Origin of the sequence: Streptomyces sp. NPDC127177 (genome assembly GCF_042672475.1) — a bacterium.
Lineage (GTDB): Bacteria > Actinomycetota > Actinomycetes > Streptomycetales > Streptomycetaceae > Streptomyces.
Window position 1 is genome coordinate 59,623 of sequence record NZ_JBHXUW010000014.1, and the last position, 19,816, is coordinate 79,438.

A 19,816-nucleotide genomic window follows, 5' to 3' on the forward strand; every position below is an offset into this window, starting at 1 on the left:
CCGCGACCGGCGAGCTGGGCGTTTGTGCCTCCGCACCGCAGGTGGGCTGTGGCCGGCAGGGCGTGTCGGCTCGCCGAAGTACTGAGCCCCTCTGCTCGATGCCTTTGCTCAGTGTGGTGTTCGACAGCCGCGCGGGAGCGCTGTTCCGGCCCTGCGTGGGAACGGACTCCCTGTGGAAGGGCCGCCCGCCTGGCCCGAGGTGCCGGAGTCGTCTGTGGTCACATCCCGCCGGCGATCCGCATCACCGTGCCGGTCGCGTAGGAGGCGTCGTCCGAGAGCAGCCAGGCGACCGCTCCGGCGATCTCCTCGGGCTGGCCGGCGCGGCCCATGGGGACGAGTGCCGCGATCTTGGCGGGCCGCTGCGGGTCGGCGTGGAAATCGGTCCAGATCGTGCCCGGTGCCACGCAGTTGACCCGGATGCCATCGGCCGCCACTTCCTTGGACAGCCCCACCGTCATGGCGTCAACGGCGGCCTTGGCGGCAGCGTAATGGACGTAGGTGCCCGGGCTGCCCAGGGTCGCGGCGGCGGAGGAGATGTTCACGACGGCCCCGCCTGCCACCATGTCGCGGATGGCCCGACGGGCACATAGCAGGTATCCGAGGACGTTGACTCCCAGGGCCTGCCGCATCCCCTCGGGGTCGGCGTCGGCCAGTGGCCCCACCGGCCCGCTCACGCCGGCGTTGTTCACCAGCCCGGTGACCGGCCCCAGGTGCTCGGCAGCGGTATCGAACAAACGGTCCACCTCTGCCGCGTCGGCGGTGTCGACCGCGACCGCCACAGCCGCCCGGCCCAGCGCACGCACCCCTTCGGCCACGCCCTCAGCAGCCTCGGCGTCCGACCGGTAGCCCACGGCCACATCGTGCCCCTCGGCCGCCAGCCGCAGGCAGATCGCCGCGCCGATGCCCCGACTGCCGCCGGTGACCACGGTCACTCGCTGGTCCACGCGTCCCACCTTGTCCTGCCCTCCGAGTAGGGACCGATGAATGATCGATCAAATAGTCACTCTACTCACGCGTCTCCTGTGCCGATCCATGCCACTGGAGCGGAGCCCGAGGTTCGTGCGCGCGGGCAGGATTTCCGCGGCAGCCCTACGAGTCGCACGCCCCCGCGCGGAGCGGGTTTGCATCCTTTGGATGCACTGCCTCGATGCAACCATCGGACCGTAGAGCCCGTCGGGCGAGGAAACCTAGCGTTCCCGTCATGACAGAGAACCGAACCAGCCTCCCCCACACCCCGGTCCCCGACCGCCTCCCGACAAGGCTCCGAGCGATGGCGCGAGCGCATCCGCTGACCTACTTCTTCCTCCTCGCGAACGGGCTGAGCTGGCTGGCATGGGTGCCGTACATCCTGTCGCGGAACGGCCTGGGCATCTGGGACTACCGGTTTCCCTCGATCCTCGGGACCACTCAAGTGCTGGGGGTACTCCCGGGCGCCTACCTGGGGCCGATCGGTGCCGCTTTCGCCATGACGGCGCTGGTGGACGGCCGGAGTGGGCTGCGGGCCTGGACGCGCCGGCTGTGGCGCTGGCGGGTCGGCGGGCGCTGGTACGCGATCACGTTGCTCAGCGTCCCTGCCGGGATGCTCCTGACCGGCTTGGCGTTCTCCGGCGGACAGGTCGCCGCCCCTTCGGCCGCAGCGCTCACCGCCTTCGTGCCGATGCTGCTGTTCCAGATGATCACGACCGGTCTGGCCGAGGAGCCCGGGTGGCGCGACTTCGCCCTTCCCCGCTTGCAGAGCCGGTTCTCGCCGCTGCGCGCCGCCTTCGTTCTGGGCCCGCTGTGGGGTGTGTGGCACTTCCCGCTGTTCCTCACCGAGTGGGGTGGCTACCCCGAGGCGTCCTGGACACGGCCTCTGGCCTTCTTCACGTTCTGCGTCGCGTTCAACATCGTGATGTCGTGGGTGTTCAACCGCACCGGGCAGAGCCTGCCGCTGTCCATGCTCATGCATGTGGGCGTCAACACCTTCGCGTCCGTCATGTGGTCCGAGATGTTCCCCAGACTGGACGGGGAGCTCGCCCTCATCGCGATGGGGGCCGGTGCCTCTGTTGCTGCGGCAGTGATCGTGATCACCACCCGCGGCCGTCTCGGCTACAGCCCGGTCCTCCCGTCGGACCATGGAGATGGGGCACCGCTCGTCCGCCCCGCGGGGTATAACCGGGACCTCACTATGATCGAGTCGTGACGACCGCGCGGCGACCCGGTATGACCCGCTCTGCGGCGACCGCTGTCACCACCGCGCTGAGCGCGCTGGCCCTCCTGTGGATCATCGCGCTGCTGGCGCGTGATGATCCGTCACTCACCGGAGCCCCACTCGGCATGGCCGCCTGGTGGGGGACGGCCGTGACGCTCGTCCTGCAATCGGTGGCCCTGCTGTGGGGCCGCCATCAGGTGACCGCCACGTTGGGCTGCGTGGCCGGACTCTGCCTCGTCCTGGCGGCCGTGTTTCCCAGCGGACTGTTCACCGTCACCGCGCTGCCGGTTCTGGTCGGCGCGTTCTTGGCCGGGCTGACCGGGGCCTGGCGGGATGTGCGCCGGTGGGCTCTGGCCTCGGGCGTACTGGTGGCGATCGCCCACTTCGTCAACGGCAGCGCCGACGGGCGCACCGGTGGGTGGGCCCTGGTGATGCAGGCGGTGCTCCAGGCGGCCCTGGTGGTCGGCCTGCCACTGCTGCCGGCTTCCGTGATCGCCGCGCAACGCGCGACGAGGGCCGCGCAGCAGGAGACGCTGGCGGCGATCACCCGTGAGCGCGATGCCAAGATCGGTGAGGCGATCGCTCTGGAACGGGCGGCGATGGCGCGGGAGTTGCACGACATTGCCGCCCACCACTTGTCCGGGATCTCGCTGATGGCCTCGGTCGTCGCTCGGCAGACCGCCTCGGCACCGGGCGAAGCCCGCTCCGGAGCGTTGGAGATCCGCAAGCAGAGCAACGCGATCCTGGATGACCTGCGTCGTCTGGTGGGATTGCTCCGCGACGTCGGTCACCAGGACGAGGGCGTCAAGACCCTCGCCACTCTTCCCCATCTGATCGAGACGGCCCGTCTCACCGGAGCCCGGGTCGACTTCGATCTGCGCAGCGATGAACGACTGAAGCCGGGTGCAGGGGTCAGCCCGCTGGGTCAGCTGGCCGCCTATCGCATGGTGCAGGAATCGCTCACGAACGCCTCACGCCACGCGCCCGGCGCCCCCTGTGTCGTCACCGTGGACGACCGCGACCCGCGCACGCTGCGAATCACCGTCCGCAACGCACCGCCCGGTCCACAGACCAGTCCCGCTTCACGGGGTACTGGCTACGGCATCATCGGCATGAGAGAGCGCTCCGCCCTCATCGGTGGGCTTTTCGACGCCGGCCCGACCGACGACGACGGCTGGGAGACCCGTATGAGCATCCCCCGCGAAAGCGGGCACCACCTCCCGGAGTGTTCCGCGTGATCCGAGTCCTTCTTGCCGACGACCAGCCTCTCGTCCGCGCCGGCCTGAGCGCACTGCTGAACGCGGAGAAGGACGTCGAGGTCGTCGGTGTCGCCGCGGACGGGGCGGAAGCCCTCGACCTGGCCACCGAACTGGTGCCGGACGTCGCGTGCCTGGACATCCGGATGCCGAAGATGGACGGCATCGACGTCGCGGCCCGAATCTGCGGCCCCGACGCGTCTCCAGCCGTCCCGGTGCTGATCCTCACCACCTTCGGCATCGACGACTACGTCTTCCGGGCACTGGAAGCGGGGGTCGCCGGGTTCTTGCTCAAGGACTCCGACCCCGAGGAGATCCTGCGGGCGATCCGCCACATCGCAGCGGGACACGGCACTCTCGACCGCACTCTGACCCGCCGTATCGTCGCCGAGTATGTGGAGCGACGGCGCCTGCGACCTGTGACGGCGACGCGGGGGATCGACGTCCTCACCGCCCGCGAGCGGGACATCCTGCTGTTACTGGCGCAGGGCATGTCGAACGAGCAGATCGCCGGAGCACTCGTCGTCGAGGTCACCACCGTCAAGTCGCATCTCGCCCGTATGCTGCCCAAACTCGGCGTGCAGTCCCGCCTGCAAGCAGCGGTATGGGCCTACCAGAATCGCGTCGTGACGGTGGACGATATTCCACGCTGAACACTCCTCAGGACTCCTCACATCGAAGGTATGCCGTTGACGCCGTTCTGACCGGCCGTTCGGACAGCCACCCCGTACAGCCACCCCGGACAGGCACTCCGGACAGGCACTCCGACCGGGCAGTCCGGTGTGCCTGTCCGGTCGGAGCGGGCCGATCCGACAGGTCGAAGAGGGAGCTGCCGCCGCGTCGGGAACGCGGGCAGTCTGAGGGCACCGAAACGGTTCCCCTCCCCTTCTGCCCCAAGGAGATCTCCCATGGCGCTGACCGCCGACAGGCCCACCACCAAGGACATATCGAGCCCGCTCGACGCACAGGTCCCGGACCTCGCCGTCCACTCACGGCTGGCCGCTCTGAACGCGTTCCTGATGAGCGGACTCACCCTGTGGCTGGGGCTGGTCACGCTCAACAACATCAATGACTTCGGCACCAACAAGGCGCTGATCAGCAGCATGCTCACCATGAGTGACCTGGTGAAGGACCCGGTCCGCGGCAACGGCCTGGAGTGGCGGGCGATGCCGGAGTCGATGGCCACCCCGGCCCTGATCGGCGTCATCATCTACGAGGTGCTGATCGTGGCCCTGCTGGCCAGGGCGGCCTACGGTCTGGTGCGCCGGGCGCGTGGCCAGGAGACCGGCATCGTCGTCACACAGCGGGCGAACATCGCCCTGGGTGCCTTCGCCGGTCTGTTCCTGCTCTTCCTCTCCGGCGGAATGTTCTTCGGCTACTGGATCTACATCGGCGCCGCGCAGCAGGTCCACTTCACGGGCCTGATCATCGGTCTGCTGGCCGCACTGCTGGTGAATCTGCCCTCGGTGACCGGCGCTCAGCAGGAACGCTGACGCCCACCTGCGCGGCCCCCACGCCGCCCTTTCCCCACCGTGTTGCAGGCTGCCCCATCGGCGGTCCTTCCGATACTGCCCCTTCCCCAAAAGGGGTATCGGAAGGTCCGCCGATGGGGCATGTGTGTGTCCCCGGCCCGTTATTAATGTCCCTGGTCATGGGGGCATACACAGCACAGATCGATTCAGGTACCTCGACTTCCACCCTGCGGATCGCAGGTGCGGCGCGTGCCGCTGCTCTGTTTCTCGAAGAGGCACGCTGCTGCGTGCAGATCGTTTTTCTGATGCGTTTCCTGGCCGGTGCCGCGGTCTCGGCCGGCGGCAGCCTCGCGGGGGTGGGGCCGGGGCTGATCGCTCCGAGCGTCTGCTGGGTGCTGGCGACCTTGTTCACGTACGGCATCAATGGGGTGTCGGACGTCCAGGAGGACCGGCTCAACCGGACCGGGCGGCCGATCGCCCGGGGGGACCTGTCGCCGAGGGCAGCAGCCCGGCTGACCTGGGCCGCCGCGGCGGGTTCCGTGATCACGGCGCTGGCCTGCGGGAACGCGCTGCTGCTCGCCTTCGATGTGGCCTTCCTGCTGATCGGTTACGCGTACTCGGCGGCGCCGTTCCAGCTCAAGCGCAGTGCGGCCGGCACCTCGGGTTCGGTGCTGCTGATGGGACTGCTGACCTACGCGGCGGGCTGGACGGCGGCGGGGGAGGGGCGGCCCTCGGGTGCGGTCCTGGTGCTGGCCACCGCGATGTCCCTGTGGATGTGCGTGGTGGGGGCCGTGACCAAGGACTTCTCCCATGTGCGGGGGGACGCGGCCGCCGGCCGGCGTACTTCGGTGACCGTCTGGGGGGACGGCACGGCCCGGCTGGTGGGTGGCGCGGGTGCGCTGCTGATCGCCGGGGGCTTCCTGCCGGCCGCCGCGCACTGGGCCGCACTGCTGGGGCCATCGGCCCTGGTGCTGGCCGGCGGGGCCGTGGTGGTGGCGGTGCTGTGCTGGACGACGCGTGGTGACGCGGCCCGTGGCCGTACTCCGTACCGCGCCTTCATGGTGACGCAGCATCTGGTCCATGTGACGCTCTTCGCCGGGCTCGTACTGTCTGGCTGACGATCAGGGCAGTACACGGGGGAGGGCCGGGCCTTGTCGGTCCGGCCCTCCCGTCTGTGCCGGACCCGGTGTGGTTCAGAAGCGCCTTCGAGGGGTCTCCTGCTGGGCCAGGAGGCCCCTTTCGACGGCCTTGTTCACGGCGTCGATCCGGGAGACGGCGTCGAGCTTGGTGAATATGTTGCGCATGTGCCGCTTGATGGTTCCCTCGGCGATGCCCAGCTTGACCGCGATCTGACGGTTGCTCATGGCCGTGGCTACCAGGGCCAGAACCTCCGCCTCGCGGTCGGAGAGGCCGCCGGCGCCGTCGGGGACGGGTTGCGGTGCGCGGAGGCTGTCGGGGGAGACCGAGACGGTCACGGTGCGCAGCTCGCCGCCCTCGCGGGACCGGACGGCGGAGATGAGGGTCTCGCGGCCGGTGCTCTTGTGGAGGTAGCCGCTGATGCCGAGTTGCAGCAGCTCCTGCACCAGCTGCTGCCCGTCGTACATGCTGAGCACGATGATGCGCAGCCCGGGATCGCCCTGGAGCAGCCGGCGGACGGTGGCCGGAGGGTCGTTGCGCGGCATCTCGATGTCGAGGAGCACGACGTCCGGGCGGTGCGCCGCGGCCAGCCGGATGGCGTCCTCGCCGTTGCCCGCCTGGGCCACGATCTCGAAGCCCGGTTCGGAGCGCAGGAGGTCGCAGAGGGCCTCGCGCAGCAGGGTGTGGTCGTCCGCGACGAGGATCCGTACGGACTCGGGGGTCGCTTCGCTCATCGGAGGGGCCCGTCCTCCTTGATCGGTATCCACATGGTCACGTGGGTGCCACGACCGGCCGACGAGCCGATGTGGAGGGTGCCGCCGAGGAGGTCGGTGCGTTCCTGGAGGCCGGTGAGTCCGTTGGTACGGTCACCGGCGAGCACCTGGTCCACGTCGAAGCCGAGGCCGTCGTCGATGATCTCGGTCTGGATCTCGTGCGGGGCGATGTCGATGTGGACCACGATGTTGCCCGCCTCCGCGTGCCGGAAGGAGTTGCGCAGGCACTCGCGGACCATGACGAAGAGTTCCTCCGAGACCGGGGCGGGAATCCATTCGTCCAGGCCCCGCACCCAGAGCTGGACCGGCACGCCGTCGTCGCCCATGGAGGCGACGAAGGCGGCGAGCGCCGCTTCCAGGCAGCCGGTGATGGCGGGACGGCGGAGCTCGGTGACGAGCTCCCTGGTGTGGGCGAGGGTTTCGAGGATGGCGTCCTGGGCGGCCCGTACCTCCTTGGGTACGTCGGCGTTCTGCCGGGACACCCCCAGTTCGTAGAGCTCCAGCTGACGCATGGCCAGGCTGAGGGAGTTGCCGATCTGGTCGTGGATCTCGCGGGCCAGCTTGCGGTGGCCCTTGTCGTGCACCTCGCGGACCCGGGTGAGCATGAAGGAGTCGTACGCGATCGAGCCGACTTCGAGGCGTCGTCCGATGCCCTGCTGCAGGGCGCGGATCGCGGCGGCGTAGGCCTGGTAGATCCCGTCGACGTGCTCGGTGCACTCCAGCAGGCGTTCCAGGACGGTGTCGAAGAGGATGACACCGGCCCGTACCGAGTGGGTGAGGTGGACGCCCTGCTGGACCCGGGCGCTGCCGAGGTCGACGACTTCGGCGATATGGCTGTCGGACACCTCGGTCAGGCCGGCCTGGAGACTGTCGGCGCAGTCGCGGAAGACCCGGCGGCCCTGTAACTCGCACTGCTCCCAGACCTCCGGATCGGAGGCGAGCGGGCTGTTGATCCCGCGGAGCCGGGAGTGGTAGAGGGCGATCACCTCGTCCTCGTAAGCCCTGAAACGGTCCACGGGCCGGCCGTTGCGGCGGCTGCCGAGACGGCTCTGTGCCTGTTCACTCATCACGCTCTCCTCCCCCGTGCCCAACGGCATTTCTGATCGTCGAACCGGTGCAGGATAAGCCGATTTGCGGACTGCGTGTCGGTGATGGCTGGAATCAGCCATGCGCCGCGGAGCTCAGTGGCGGCGGCGCAGGACGGCGGCCCGGACCTTCAGCAGGTTCGGCACGAGGGCGTAGACCACGGCCGGTACGACGACCCCGGTGATGACCAGTGTGCGCAGGAGCATCGGGAACCCCGCGACGTAGGGGCCGATCGCGAGCTGGACGACGGTGAGGGCTGTGAAGACGGCGATCCAGGTGAGCAGGACCCGCATGTGCACGGAGGGCAGCGGTACGGGCTGGGCGGGGGTGGCGGACCGGGGCTGATTCCGGTCGGCGGCGGCGTTGGGGGCGGTGACGGCGGGGCGGGCTGCGGTGGTCATGGGGTCTCCCATCCATGGGTCGGTGGCTCGTGCCGGACGGCGGTGATTTACGTGGCGCATGGTGCGGGCGGTGCCTCTGCTGCTGTCGCGATGACCTGTCCTGGGGCCTGGGCGGTGGTGCTGCCCTCGGCGACGAGTACAACTAAACCAACCAACTAGTTGGATGTCAACCATCCAGTTGGTTGGCATCCGTGGGAACCCGTTCTACGCTGGTGTCATGACCTCGGAAACGACCCACACCAAGGAACGGCTCCTCGCTGCGGCGAAGGAGGAATTCGCAGCTCACGGCATTGCCGGAGCGCGCGTCGACCGCATCGCGGAGCTGGCCGGCGTGAACAAGGAACGGATCTACGGCTACTTCGGCAACAAGCAGAAGCTGTTCGACGCCGTCGTGGGCCGCGCGCTCGACGAGCTCGCCGAGGCCGTACCGCTCAAGGGCGGCGACGATGCCGCGGAGTACGTGGGCCGGGTCTACGACTTCCACCGGGACAACCCGGTCCTGGTCAGGCTCTTCTTCTGGGAGGGCCTGCACTACCGCGACGGGGTGCTGCCCAACGAGGAGAGGCGCCGGGGACACTACGAGGAGAAGATCGCCGCGCTGGCCGAGAGCTTCGGGACCGAGGCGTCGCCGCAGGTGGCGGCCTGTCTGCTGAGCCTGATCGGGCTCGCCGCCTGGCCGAACGCGGTCCCGCAGCTCGCGCGGCTGATCATCGGTACGGAGGCCGACGCCGGCGGGCTGGATCTGCGCGCCCATGTGGTCGCCTTCGCCCGGCAGGCGCTGTCCGGCACCCCGGCCGCCGCCCCGACGGCCTGAGTCCGGCCCGCGTGTTCCGTACGGCCGTCGGCAGGGTGCCCGTGCTTGGACCCGGCCCGCGCGTCCTTGCTGCCGTCGGCCGCCGCCCCGACGGCCTGAGTCCGGCCCGCGTGTTCCGTACGGCCTTCGGCTGAGGTGCCGCGCCTGAGCCGGGCCCGCGCCTCCTTGCTCCCGTCGGCCGGGTGCCCGCGGCCTGAATCCGGCTCGCGTGTTCCTTGCCGCCGTCGGCCGGCTACCCCCGTCGGCCGGATACCCGCGGGGTATCCGGCTACTACTTTCGGTCCGCTGCCACCCGGAGTAGGAGGCAGTGACGGCCTCGGCGGCCCTTCGCGCGTCTAGCGTTCCTTGCATACGGGTGGCCCCAGCGGTCACCGACAAGGACCCATGGGGGTAAGGGCAATGTCGCAGAATCGCGCGGCTCTCGCAGTCGCCTCTCCGCCGGTACGCATCACATCGCCACAGCTCGACATCATCCTGGCCGTCCGCAACGACCTCCAGCGCTACGGGCTGGAAGTCATGCTCTCCTCCGTCGGAACGGTCGGCAGCTGCCGGGCCTTCTCGGAGCTCTCCGCCGCCGTGGACGCGGTGCACGACCCGAGGACCGACCTCCTGCTGATCGTCCCGGAGCCGGCGGACCTGGACAGCGAGTCCGTACTGCACCGCGTCGCCGAGTACGGCGTACGGGTGCTCCTCCTCGTGCCCGACCAGCGGTCCGTGGACCTGGACCGTGTCGCGGGCGTTCCCGGAGCCTCGCTGCTCTTCTCCGACGGCCTCGACGTGGCGGCACTGGGCGACATGCTCGGTGCCATGCGGGCCGGCGAGGTGCGGATACCGGCGGTGCTCACCCGGGGCCTGCTGGAACTGGCCGGACGCGGTGCCCGTGAGGTGACCGCCGCGCCCCGGCTCACACCGCGCGAACGCGAGGCCCTCACGCTCGTCGTGGACGGTCTCAGCAACAAGCAGATCGGCCGCCGGCTGCGGATCTCCGAACACGGGGCGAAGCGGCTGGTGGCGAACATCCTCGCCAAGCTCAACTGCCCCAACCGCACGCTGGCGGCAGCCCGTGCCCTGCGCGAGGGGCTGTGCGGTCATGCCGCCACCGCCGGACGCGCGGCCGCAAATCCGCCGACCGCCACCCACGCGTCGGCCTCCCCCTACGAAACCGGCTGGTGAATCGCGCCATGAACGCCATGAACTCCATGAACCAGAGGGTGACGACGAAGCCCACCAGGGCCGCCTTCTTCGACGTCGACGAGACACTCATCAACACCAAGAGCATGTTCGACTTCCTGCGGTTCTGGCTGGCCCGCCACGGGGACGACGGCTCCGACTACGAGGCCGTGATGGCGCGGCTCCGGGCCGATGCCGACTCCGGGGTGCACCGCTCGGAGATCAACCGTGGCTACTACCGCCGCTTCGCCGGGGTCCCGGCCGAGGAACTGACGCGGGCCGGGCGCGAGTGGTACGAGGAGTACCGGCGCGGGCCCGCCGCCGTCACCGTCGCCACCTGGGCCGCCGCGAGCCGGCACCGGGAGGCCGGTGATCTGGTGGTACTGGTCTCCGGGTCGTTCCGGGGCTGCCTGGGGCCGCTGGCCGAGGACCTGAGGGCCGATCTGGTGCTCTGCTCCGAACCGGTGGTGGGGCCCGACGGCCGGCTGACCGGTGAGGTGGTGCGCCCGATGATCGGCTCGGTCAAGGCCGACGCCGTCCGCGAGACCATCGCCGAACTGGGCCTGAACGCGGAGGAGTCCAGCTGCTACGGCGACCACGCCAGCGATCTCGACATGCTGCTGGCCGTCGGGCGCCCGGTCGTCGTCGGCGGTGCGGACCGGGTGCTGATGGAGCACGCCCAGCGCCTCGACTGGCCGGTCCTGTCGGCGGCACCCGGATACCTGCGGACAGCGGGCGCCTGGTCGGCCGCCGAACTGACCGGAATCAGCGGGATCACCGACCGCGCCGCAGCGCGATCGCGGTGAGCACCAGCGAGTCGCGCACCGCCCAGTGGCCGGTGAACCACCCCAGCCCGGTGCCGTCCACCACCGGCCCGGGAACCATCAGCCGGGCCCGGTAGGTGCCGGCCGCCGGGTCGAAGGTCAGCCGGGCGTCCCGGAAGCCGAGCCAGCGCCCGGTGAGCGGGTACCACGCCTTGTAGACCGTCTCCTTGGCGCTGAACATCACGGTGGGCCAGTGGACTTCGGGCCGGATCCGGGCGAGTTCGCGCAGATGCTCCCGTTCGGACGCCACGGAGATGTGACGCACCATCCGCTCCTCCAGCGGAGCGTGGGGCTCTGCGTCGATGCCGACGCTGTGGTAATCCGCGCTCCTGGTCAGCGCCGCCGCACGGTAGCCGTCGCAGTGGGTCATGCTGCCGGTCACTCCGGCCGGCCAGCGCGGCTCGCCCTTGGCGCCCGGAAGCACCGCGGCCGGCGCCACCCCGAGCGCCGACATGGCGGTACGGGCGCAGTGCCGGGTGGTGGTGAACTCCCGGCGGCGGTGCTCCACGCACCGTACGAGAAGGGCCTCCTCCTCCGGCAGTACACGGGCGTCGGGAAGGTCGGCCGTGGCGTCGGCGCAGGCGACGGCGGACGGCAGTATCTGCTGGATCACTTTGGCTCCTGGGAACAGCGGCGCCGTTGAACGGCGCACCGGGGGCAGCCGGATTCGGCGGCCCGCTGCCGTCCCAGGACAGGTCACAGCAGTGATGCGGTACGCATTCGACCATGCCGTGTCGATGCCACTTCCGCTACATGCCCCTTCGGGTACACCGGCCGGGCATACCCGAACAGCCGCACCGTCCGAGGGCTCAGAAGCGGCATATTGAGTCCCGAATCGATGCGGGTTAGCTTCGAGATATCGAAACGCATTCACGCCGGAACGCCGGAACGCCGGAACGCCGGAATGCTGGAATGTCGGATCGGCGGATCTTTAGAGCGCCGGAGCGTTGGAACGCCGGAACGCCGGAATGTCAGAGCGCCGGACCGCCGTAATCGAAATCCGAGAACAGAACTCCATGGGAGAAAACGATGCCTCATCCATTTCTGACCCGACTGGAATCCTTCCCGGATTCCGAGGCCATCGCGTTCGAGGGCCGCACCTACCGGTACGACGACCTGCTGCGCCTCGTCGGGGAGTGGCGCCTCTTCCTCGACCGGCACGGGGTCCGGGCGGGTGAGGTCGTCACGCTGGAGGGTTCGTACTCGCCGCAGGCCTGCGCCGGTCTGCTGGCGCTGATCGAGCGCGGCGTGGTCGTCGTACCGCTGAGCGCGCTGCCGGCCGCCAAGCGTGCGGAGTTCCTGGACGTGGCGCAGGTCGAGGTCGTCATCCGGGTGGACGCCGGCGGGGCGCACCACGGTGAGCGCACCGGCCGCAGCGCCGAGCACGAGCTCTACCAGGAGCTCCGGGACGCCGGCCGACCAGGTCTGGTGCTCTTCAGCTCGGGCACGACGGGCCGCAGCAAGGCCTCGGTGCTCGACTTCGAGAAGGTGCTGGCCCGGTACGGCGAGCCGACCCGGCCCTCGCGCATCCTGTCCTTCCTCAGCCTGGACCACATCGGCGGCGTCAACACCCTGCTGCACACCCTGAGTCAGGGCGGCACCGTGGTGACGGTCGCGGAGCGCACCCCGGAGGCCGTCTTCCGGGCGATCGCCGAGCACCGGGTCGAGATCCTGCCGACCACCCCCACGTTCCTCAACATGGTGCTGATCTCCGGAGCCCATGAGCGGTACGCGACCGATTCGCTCACGCTCGTCACGTACGGCACCGAGCCGATGCCCCTCCAGACGCTGCGCCGGCTCGGCGACGCGCTGCCCGGCGTACGGCTCAAGCAGACGTACGGCCTGTCCGAGCTGGGCATTCTGCCGACCCGGTCCAAGGGCGACGACACCCTCTGGGTGAAGCTCGGCTCGGCCGGGTTCGAGCACCGGATCATCGACAACATCCTGTGGATCCGGTCCGAGATGGCCATGCTCGGCTACCTCAACGCCCCGGCGCCCTTCGACGACGAGGGGTTCTTCAACACGCAGGACGTCGTCGAGGTCGACGGCGACTACGTGCGCATCCTCGGGCGCGACTCCGAGATCATCAACGTGGGCGGCGAGAAGGTCTACCCGAGCGAGGTCGAGAGCGTTCTCCTCGGGGTGCCGAACGTCGCCGAGGCGACCGTCTCCGGGAAGCCCAACCCGGTCACCGGCATGGTGGTGAAGGCCACCGTGCAACTGGTCGTGGACGAGGACCGGCGCGAGGTCGCCCGCCGGGTGCGGGAGTACTGCGGGAGCCGACTGGAGGCGTACAAGGTCCCGGTCCTGGTGGAGATCTCATCGGCGCCGCAACACTCGGAGCGCTACAAGAAGATCCGGAGCGCGGCATGACGGCCCCGGACCGGGTCGCGCTGGTCAGCGGCGGCAGCCGGGGGCTGGGCCGGCTGCTCGTCGAGCGGCTGCTCGGCGAGGGCTGGCGGGTGGCGACCTTCAGCCGGTCCGCCAACGGGTTCGTCAAGGACCTCCAGGCCGAGCAGCCCGACCGGTTCCTCTGGGAGGCCGCCGATCTGGCCGACCCGGCGGCGCTGCGCGGTGTCGTACGCACGGCGGTACAGCGGTTCGGCCGGATCGACCTGCTGGTCAACAACGCCGCCGTACTGCACCAGGAGCTCTTCCTCACCACGTCCCGCAAGCAGACCGACACCCTGATCGCCAGCAATCTGGTCGCCCCGATCACCCTGGCCCAGGCCTGTGCCCGTGCGATGACACGGCAGGGCGGCGGCCAGATCCTCAACATCTCGTCCATCAACGCCATTCGCGGGTACCGGGGCGTGGCGGTCTACTCCGCCACCAAGGCCGGACTCGACGGATTCAGCCGGAGCCTGGCACGGGAACTCGGTGCCTTCAACATCCGGGTGAATTCGCTGGTGCCCGGATTCTTCGACAGTGACATGACCGAAGAGGTCACCGAGGAGAACCGGGAACGAATTCAGCGCCGCACACCGCTCGGCAGGCTCGGCGCCATGAACGAAATCGCCGATGCGGTGCTCTATCTCATATCGCCCGGGGCGTCATTCATCACCGGGCAGTCAATCGTCGTCGACGGAGGAATCACATGCTGATCGCAACCGACATCACCGCCCTGGTCCACCAGGAGATCAACGCCCTGCTGCTGGAGGCCGAGCGCCCCACGCACGCCTCGCTCTCCGATGGGGAGTTCCTGCACGAGCTGGGGCTCAACTCGCTGCTGCTGGCCCGGCTGATCATCCAGCTGGAGATGGAGCTCGGCGTCGACCCGTTCGAGGAGGAGTACGTGATCTCCGACGTCCGCACCGTGGGCGCCCTCTGCGAGGCCTACATCCGCACCGTCGAGAACATGGCGGCCGCCGCCGTCTGAGCCACGGCCCGGGGGCGACCGCCACCGGGCCGGTGAACCCCGCCCCACTCTCTCTGGAGGAACGACATGTCGCACGAGGCACTCATCGCCGTGGGAGACCGTTTCGAGGACTTCCTCACCAACCGCGGGACGATTCCCGTCTCCGCCCTGCTGGCCCGGCTGCGCGCCGGCGAACTGTCCGAGAACCTGTCGGTCAGCATCGGTCAGGGCCTCACCGCCGGGCAGCTGGCGGAGATACGGGAGCTGGCCGAGGAGCACGGGGAGGCCGTATCCATCGGCAAGTCCGGGGTCCCGGAACCGGCCGAACAGCGGCTCACCCACAAGCACCAGGCCAAGAACGTCCTGATCGGTCCGGTGGGCCAGACCGGCGAGAAGCGCTTCGTCGCCGATCTGGTCATCGACGAGCGCGTCGAGGTGCTGGAGGACCACCTCACCGGCCAGCACATCCCGGCCATCACCCTGCTGGAGGCCGCCCGCCAGCTGTGGACGGCCGTCACCGAGCAGTTCTTCGTGACCGGCCCCGAGCGGACCCGTTTCGTCATCAGCTCGGTCGACTCGACCTTCCACAGCTTCGTCTTCCCGCTGCCCGCGACCGCCCAGTACGAGCTGCTGGAACACCACCGCACCCCGGTCGGCTCGGTCTTCCGCTGCCGCATCGGCTTCCACCACGGCGAGAAGCTCGCCAGCGTCGTCGAGGCCGAATACCGGGTCATCCCCGAGAAGTTCAGCGCCAAGCAGGAGAAGCTCGCGGCCCGTCAGGCCGTGGTCAGCGAACTGACCAGGCTCCGCGAGCAGTCCGCCCCGGCGCAGAGCGCCGAACGCGCCGCCTAGGCCTGCCGTCCGGTTCAGGCCCCACCAGCCAGAGGAGAAACAGATGCTGTGGGCGATCCACTGCCTCGACGCACCCGGCACCGCCGAACTGCGCGCGGCCCAGCGGCCGGCCCACTCGGCACGGCTCCGCGCGGCGAACGTACGGCCGGTGCTCTACGGCCCGTTGGTCGCCGAGGACGGGACCACCGCCGTCGGCAGCCTGATCGTGGTCGAGGCCGCGGACCGGGAGCAGGTGGCCGAGTTCGCCACCGGCGACCCGTTCGCCGTCTCCGGGGTGTGGGAACGCATCGAGATCCAGGCGTTCGCACCGTCGGAGCGGTCCCCGGTACGGATCGGGGCAGGTACGCCATGAGGCTGCGCCGGCTCCCGCCCGGTGTGGACGGTCAGGAGTTCGCCCGGGCCCTCGCGGCCTTCCGCGCGGCGCTGGGTGACTCCTGGGTCCTCACCGAGGAGTCGGTGGGCCTGCCCGGTTACGCCGACCCCCAACCGATCCTCGATGCCGGGCACTTCGCGGCCTGTGCCGCGCTGCTGCCCGGCTCGGTGGAGGACGTACGGGCGGTGCTGGGCATCGCAGGCACCTACGGTGTGCCGCTCTCGCCCGTGCTGCCCGGCCGGGACGCCGGTTACGGGGGCGCCGCGCCCCGGCTCCCGGGAGCGGTCGCCGTCGACCTGGCCCGGATGAACCGGGTGGTCGCGGTGGACGCCGCCGCGGGGTACGCGGTCGTCGAACCGGGGGTCACCTTCCACGACCTCGACCTCCGGCTCGCCGAACTCGGCCTGAACTACCGGGTGGACATGGCGGGGCCCCGCTGGGGGAGCGTCCTCGGGGAGGTCCTGGAACGTGCGGCGGGAGGTGCCGGGTACGAGGACGTGCCCGCGCCGCCGTGCGGCATGGAGATCGTGCTCGCCGACGGCGACGTGGTGCGCACCGGAATGGCGGGCCTGACGGGCGCGGGCCGCGGCGCCCCGGTCCCGTACGGCTGCGGACCGTCCTTCGGACCGCTGTTCGCCCGCTCGGCGCTCGGCGTCGTCACCAAGCTCGGTGTCAGGCTGCGCCCCGAACCGGCAGGTCACCGCCCCTACTTGATCACCCTTCCGCGGGAGGAGGACCTGGGGCCGCTCGTCGACATCCTGCGTCCGCTGCGGATGGACCGCACCGTCGGCGACACCCCGACCGTGCGCAGCCTGCTGCTGGACGCGGCCGCGGCGGGGCCCCGGAGCGCGTACTACGACGGCCCCGGACCGCTGCCCGACAGCGTCGCCCGTTCGGTGATGGCGGAGCTGCGGATCGGGCGGTGGAACCTGTACGGGGTGCTGGCCGGGGCGCCCGCCGTCATGGACGCCCAGTGGTCGGTGATCCGCGACGCGCTCGCCGGTGTTCCGGGCGTCCGGTTCTTCCGGGCCGGTGAGCACGAAAGCCCGGCCCTGGCCGCATACGCCCGGCACGCTCCGGGGCGGCCGCCGACGCAGGCGGACGAGGCCGACGACTGGCTGGCGAACGGGGGGCGTCTGGACCTGACACCGGTCTCGCCCGCGACCGGCGAGGACGCCCTCGCGCAGTACGCCCTGGCCCGGGACCACGCCCACGCGTACGGCAAGGACTACCTCGGGGCCGTGGCGGTCGGCGCCCGCGAACTGCACCACCGCTTCATGGTCGTGTTCGACACGCTCGACCCGGCCGACCGGGCCCGCACCTTCGAGCTCTGCGGGGAGCTGATCCGGGAGACCGCGGCGGCCGGCTACGGGATACAGCGCGCCCACCCGGCCCTGATGGACCAGGTCGCCGCGACCTACGGCTTCAACGACCACGCCGTTCTCAGGCTCGGCGAACGCATCAAGGACGCACTCGACGCGGAGGGCATTCTCGCCCCCGGCAAGCACGGCATCTGGCCACGCCGCTACCGCGGCCTCGGCCTCTGAACCAAGGGAGTCGGACCGTGAGGACCATGAGCAGAACGGACACCGTACCGAGGCAATCCGCGACACCGGACACCTCGGAGCTGGAGGAGGAGTTCGCGGCGCCCGCCGCCGTGCTGTCGCTCAGCACCCGTACCGCCGAACTGAACGGCCTGCGCGCCACCGTGACCGCCGGGGACGCCACCGCCACCGCGCGCCAGCACGCCAAGGGCAAGCTCACGGCCCGCGAACGCATCGGCCTCCTGCTCGATCCCGGCACCTTCCAGGAGGTCGAACCGCTGCGCCGGCACCGGGCGACCGGCTTCGGCCTGGAGGACCGGCGCCCGCACACCGACGGAGTGGTCGGCGGCTGGGGCACCGTCCACGAGCGGACCGTCTTCGTCTACGCGCACGACTTCCGGATCTTCGGCGGCGCGCTCGGCGAGGCGCACGCCGAGAAGATCCACAAGATCATGGACATGGCCCTGGCGGCCGGCGCGCCCCTCGTCTCGCTCAACGACGGCGCCGGCGCCCGTATCCAGGAGGGCGTGACCGCGCTCGCCGGCTACGGCGGCATCTTCCAGCGCAACACCCGCGCCTCCGGTGTGATCCCGCAGATCTCCGTGATGCTCGGCCCGTGCGCGGGCGGCGCCGCCTACAGCCCGGCGCTCACCGACTTCGTCTTCATGGTCCGCGAGACCTCCCAGATGTTCATCACCGGACCCGATGTCATCCAGGCCGTCACCGGTGAGAAGGTCACCCAGAACGGTCTGGGCGGCGCCGATGTGCACGCCGGGACCTCGGGCGTCGCGCACTTCGCGTACGACGACGAGGAGACCTGCCTGGACGAGGTCCGCCATCTGCTCTCGATGCTCCCGCAGAACAGCGCCGAGGAGCCGCCCGCCGTCGCCTGCGAGGATCCGGCCGACCGGCCGGGCGACGAACTGCTCGGCCTGGTACCCGCCGACCCGTCACGGCCCTACGACATGCGCCGGGTGGTGGCGGAACTCCTGGACGACGGAGACTTCCTGGAGGTGCAGGAGCACTGGGCGGGCAACATCATCTGCGCGCTCGGCCGGCTGGAGGGCCGGACCGTCGGGGTCGTCGCCAACCAGCCGGTGGTGCTGGCCGGGGTCCTCGACATCCACGCCTCCGAGAAGGCCGCGCGCTTCGTCCAGCTCTGCGACGCCTTCAACATTGCGCTCGTCACCCTCGTCGACGTCCCCGGCTTCCTGCCCGGCGTCGACCAGGAACACGGCGGCATCATCCGGCACGGGGCGAAGCTGCTCTACGCGTACTGCAACGCCACCGTGCCCCGGATCCAGGTGATCCTGCGCAAGGCCTACGGAGGCGCGTACATCGTCATGGACTCCCGTTCCATCGGGACCGACCTCTCGTACGCCTGGCCCGCCAACGAGATCGCCGTGATGGGCGCCGAGGGCGCGGCCAACGTCGTCTTCCGGCGGCAGATCGCCGCCGCCGAAGATCCGGAGGCGGCCCGTGCGCAGCTGGTCAAGGAGTACAAGGCCGAGCTGATGCACCCCTATTACGCGGCCGAGCGCGGGCTCGTCGACGACGTGATCGACCCGGCCGGCACCCGGGCCGTGCTCGCCGCCGGACTGCGCATGCTCCGCACCAAGACGGTGCCGCTCCCGCACCGCAAGCACGGGAACCAGCCGGCATGAGCATCCGGCTGGTCTCCGGAGACCCCACGCCCGAGGAACTCGCCGCCGTCCTCGCCGTCCTGCACGCGCTGGCCTTCCACCGGGCCGAGGACCTCCCCGCCGATGCCGTCCGGCCCGCGCCCTGGTCGAGGGCGGGCCGCAGGACCAGGCCGGGCGCCGGACCCACCGCCGGGTGGGCGCGCCGGCCCTGAGGCCGCGTTCAGCGGGAGAGCGCCGCGACCAGCTCCACCGCCTCGCCGATACGGTCCGGTTCGGCCGGGCTCATCGTCGGATTGGCGGTGCGGCGGGCCGCGGCGGCGGCGAGGTGGCGGGCCGGGATGCCGTCGTCGGCGGCCAGGCGCGGCATCAGGATGTCCAGCAGGGCGCGGGCGCCCTGGGCCGCGGGGGAGCGGGGGTCGACCGCGACCTGGGCGAGGATCAGGGCGGTCATGGCCCGGTCCAGGGCGGGCGGGCCCTCCTCGGTGTTGCTCCAGTCGATCACCACGGGTCCCGCGGCCGTCAGCATGACGTTGTCCGGGTGCAGGTCGAGGTGGAGGATCCGGTCCTCGGGGTCCGCCGAGAGCCGGGCCGGGACGGTGTGCAGATCGGACAGCAGGCCGGCCAGCATGGCCGCCCCCTCCTCGCCCCCGAGCTCGCCGGAGAGGAGGGCCTCCAGCATCGTCGGGCCGGTGAGACGTTGCAGGACCAGGTCGCCGGGGCCGGCCGACACCGGCAGCGGGCCCAGGCGGGGGACGGGGTAGCCGGAGGCCGAGAGATAGGACATGACGGGCATCTCTCGCGTGACGTCCAGTCCGACGCGGTAGCGCCGCAGGACCCATTGTTCGTCCAGCTCGTATACGTCGGCGGAACGCCCGGTGCCCAGCAGTTGGCCTATGCGCATGAGGGGAACCTACTCGGGCGG

General features: G+C 70.4%; 22 protein-coding genes. 16 read left to right on the top strand and 6 right to left on the bottom strand.

Going from position 1 to position 19,816, the window contains the following annotated elements:
- Window positions 1-218: 218 nt before the first annotated feature.
- Entirely contained in the window at window positions 219-944 is a 726-nt protein-coding gene (locus tag ACFVJX_RS11390; RefSeq protein ID WP_384126245.1) for an SDR family NAD(P)-dependent oxidoreductase, read from the bottom strand.
- Window positions 945-1,270: 326 nt separating this feature from the next.
- On the opposite strand from ACFVJX_RS11390, the gene ACFVJX_RS11395 reads away from it, so the two are divergent.
- The 5 genes from ACFVJX_RS11395 (at window position 1,271) to ACFVJX_RS11415 (ending at window position 6,037) form a co-directional block, all read left to right on the top strand.
- Window positions 1,271-2,182: a type II CAAX prenyl endopeptidase Rce1 family protein gene (locus ACFVJX_RS11395; RefSeq protein ID WP_384126246.1), complete on the top strand. Its 912-nt coding sequence runs from the start codon at window positions 1,271-1,273 to the stop codon at window positions 2,180-2,182.
- Window positions 2,179-3,429, top strand: a complete 1,251-nt coding sequence (locus ACFVJX_RS11400) for a sensor histidine kinase (RefSeq protein WP_384126248.1) — start codon at window positions 2,179-2,181, stop codon at window positions 3,427-3,429. The genes ACFVJX_RS11395 and ACFVJX_RS11400 overlap by 4 nt, the downstream gene beginning before the upstream one ends.
- The gene (locus ACFVJX_RS11405) at window positions 3,426-4,100 is read left to right on the top strand and encodes a response regulator (RefSeq protein WP_384126249.1); all 675 of its coding nucleotides are present in this window, start codon (window positions 3,426-3,428) and stop codon (window positions 4,098-4,100) included. Before ACFVJX_RS11400 ends, ACFVJX_RS11405 begins: the two co-directional genes overlap by 4 nt.
- A gap of 255 nt (window positions 4,101-4,355) precedes the next feature.
- A complete protein-coding gene (locus ACFVJX_RS11410) occupies window positions 4,356-4,940 on the top strand; it encodes a DUF2165 family protein (protein WP_384126250.1) in 585 nt (194 codons plus the stop codon).
- Between the two features lie 266 nt (window positions 4,941-5,206).
- Complete coding sequence (locus ACFVJX_RS11415; RefSeq protein ID WP_384126251.1) at window positions 5,207-6,037, top strand: UbiA family prenyltransferase; 831 nt, start codon at window positions 5,207-5,209, stop codon at window positions 6,035-6,037.
- Between the two features lie 75 nt (window positions 6,038-6,112).
- Here the strand turns inward: ACFVJX_RS11415 and ACFVJX_RS11420 are convergent, their stop codons facing one another.
- From ACFVJX_RS11420 to ACFVJX_RS11430, 3 genes are all read right to left on the bottom strand, one after another.
- The gene (locus tag ACFVJX_RS11420) at window positions 6,113-6,790 is read right to left on the bottom strand and encodes a response regulator (RefSeq protein WP_384126253.1); all 678 of its coding nucleotides are present in this window, start codon (window positions 6,788-6,790) and stop codon (window positions 6,113-6,115) included.
- Window positions 6,787-7,896: a sensor histidine kinase gene (locus tag ACFVJX_RS11425; protein WP_384126254.1), complete on the bottom strand. Its 1,110-nt coding sequence runs from the start codon at window positions 7,894-7,896 to the stop codon at window positions 6,787-6,789. Before ACFVJX_RS11425 ends, ACFVJX_RS11420 begins: the two co-directional genes overlap by 4 nt.
- A gap of 114 nt (window positions 7,897-8,010) precedes the next feature.
- Window positions 8,011-8,316 (bottom strand): hypothetical protein, encoded by a 306-nt coding sequence (locus ACFVJX_RS11430; protein ID WP_384126255.1) that lies wholly within the window; start codon window positions 8,314-8,316, stop codon window positions 8,011-8,013.
- A gap of 217 nt (window positions 8,317-8,533) precedes the next feature.
- On the opposite strand from ACFVJX_RS11430, the gene ACFVJX_RS11435 reads away from it, so the two are divergent.
- The 3 genes from ACFVJX_RS11435 to ACFVJX_RS11445 all read left to right on the top strand — a co-directional run bounded on the left by ACFVJX_RS11435 (window position 8,534) and on the right by ACFVJX_RS11445 (window position 11,106).
- The gene (locus ACFVJX_RS11435) at window positions 8,534-9,130 is read left to right on the top strand and encodes a TetR family transcriptional regulator (RefSeq protein ID WP_384126257.1); all 597 of its coding nucleotides are present in this window, start codon (window positions 8,534-8,536) and stop codon (window positions 9,128-9,130) included.
- A gap of 399 nt (window positions 9,131-9,529) precedes the next feature.
- Window positions 9,530-10,303, top strand: coding sequence for a response regulator transcription factor (locus ACFVJX_RS11440; RefSeq protein ID WP_384126258.1), 774 nt, complete (start codon window positions 9,530-9,532; stop codon window positions 10,301-10,303).
- A gap of 8 nt (window positions 10,304-10,311) precedes the next feature.
- Window positions 10,312-11,106 (top strand): HAD family hydrolase, encoded by a 795-nt coding sequence (locus ACFVJX_RS11445; RefSeq protein WP_384126259.1) that lies wholly within the window; start codon window positions 10,312-10,314, stop codon window positions 11,104-11,106.
- Here the strand turns inward: ACFVJX_RS11445 and ACFVJX_RS11450 are convergent.
- A complete protein-coding gene (locus ACFVJX_RS11450) occupies window positions 11,075-11,737 on the bottom strand; it encodes a 4'-phosphopantetheinyl transferase (RefSeq protein ID WP_384126260.1) in 663 nt (220 codons plus the stop codon). The two genes, ACFVJX_RS11445 and ACFVJX_RS11450, sit on opposite strands and share 32 nt — an antisense overlap.
- Before the next feature lie 416 nt (window positions 11,738-12,153).
- Between ACFVJX_RS11450 and ACFVJX_RS11455 the strand changes: the two genes are divergently transcribed.
- The 8 genes from ACFVJX_RS11455 to ACFVJX_RS11490 all read left to right on the top strand — a co-directional run bounded on the left by ACFVJX_RS11455 (window position 12,154) and on the right by ACFVJX_RS11490 (window position 19,106).
- Window positions 12,154-13,497: a class I adenylate-forming enzyme family protein gene (locus tag ACFVJX_RS11455; protein WP_384126261.1), complete on the top strand. Its 1,344-nt coding sequence runs from the start codon at window positions 12,154-12,156 to the stop codon at window positions 13,495-13,497.
- Window positions 13,494-14,228, top strand: a complete 735-nt coding sequence (locus ACFVJX_RS11460) for an SDR family NAD(P)-dependent oxidoreductase (protein WP_384126262.1) — start codon at window positions 13,494-13,496, stop codon at window positions 14,226-14,228. The genes ACFVJX_RS11455 and ACFVJX_RS11460 overlap by 4 nt, the downstream gene beginning before the upstream one ends.
- Window positions 14,222-14,503 carry a phosphopantetheine-binding protein gene (locus ACFVJX_RS11465; RefSeq protein ID WP_384126264.1) on the top strand — a complete coding sequence of 94 codons (282 nt, stop codon included), beginning with the start codon at window positions 14,222-14,224 and terminating at the stop codon, window positions 14,501-14,503. The genes ACFVJX_RS11460 and ACFVJX_RS11465 overlap by 7 nt, the downstream gene beginning before the upstream one ends.
- 66 nt (window positions 14,504-14,569) lie before the next feature.
- Window positions 14,570-15,334 (top strand): AfsA-related hotdog domain-containing protein, encoded by a 765-nt coding sequence (locus tag ACFVJX_RS11470; protein ID WP_384126266.1) that lies wholly within the window; start codon window positions 14,570-14,572, stop codon window positions 15,332-15,334.
- 43 nt (window positions 15,335-15,377) lie between these two features.
- Window positions 15,378-15,686 carry a YciI family protein gene (locus ACFVJX_RS11475; protein WP_384126267.1) on the top strand — a complete coding sequence of 103 codons (309 nt, stop codon included), beginning with the start codon at window positions 15,378-15,380 and terminating at the stop codon, window positions 15,684-15,686.
- Window positions 15,683-17,254 carry an FAD-binding oxidoreductase gene (locus ACFVJX_RS11480; protein WP_384126269.1) on the top strand — a complete coding sequence of 524 codons (1,572 nt, stop codon included), beginning with the start codon at window positions 15,683-15,685 and terminating at the stop codon, window positions 17,252-17,254. Before ACFVJX_RS11475 ends, ACFVJX_RS11480 begins: the two co-directional genes overlap by 4 nt.
- Before the next feature lie 26 nt (window positions 17,255-17,280).
- A complete protein-coding gene (locus tag ACFVJX_RS11485; protein WP_384126270.1) occupies window positions 17,281-18,915 on the top strand; it encodes an acyl-CoA carboxylase subunit beta in 1,635 nt (544 codons plus the stop codon).
- Window positions 18,912-19,106: an acyl-CoA carboxylase subunit epsilon gene (locus tag ACFVJX_RS11490; protein ID WP_384126271.1), complete on the top strand. Its 195-nt coding sequence runs from the start codon at window positions 18,912-18,914 to the stop codon at window positions 19,104-19,106. Before ACFVJX_RS11485 ends, ACFVJX_RS11490 begins: the two co-directional genes overlap by 4 nt.
- 8 nt (window positions 19,107-19,114) lie before the next feature.
- Here the strand turns inward: ACFVJX_RS11490 and ACFVJX_RS11495 are convergent, their stop codons facing one another.
- Window positions 19,115-19,795: a phosphotransferase gene (locus tag ACFVJX_RS11495; RefSeq protein WP_384126272.1), complete on the bottom strand. Its 681-nt coding sequence runs from the start codon at window positions 19,793-19,795 to the stop codon at window positions 19,115-19,117.
- Window positions 19,796-19,816: the final 21 nt, after the last annotated feature.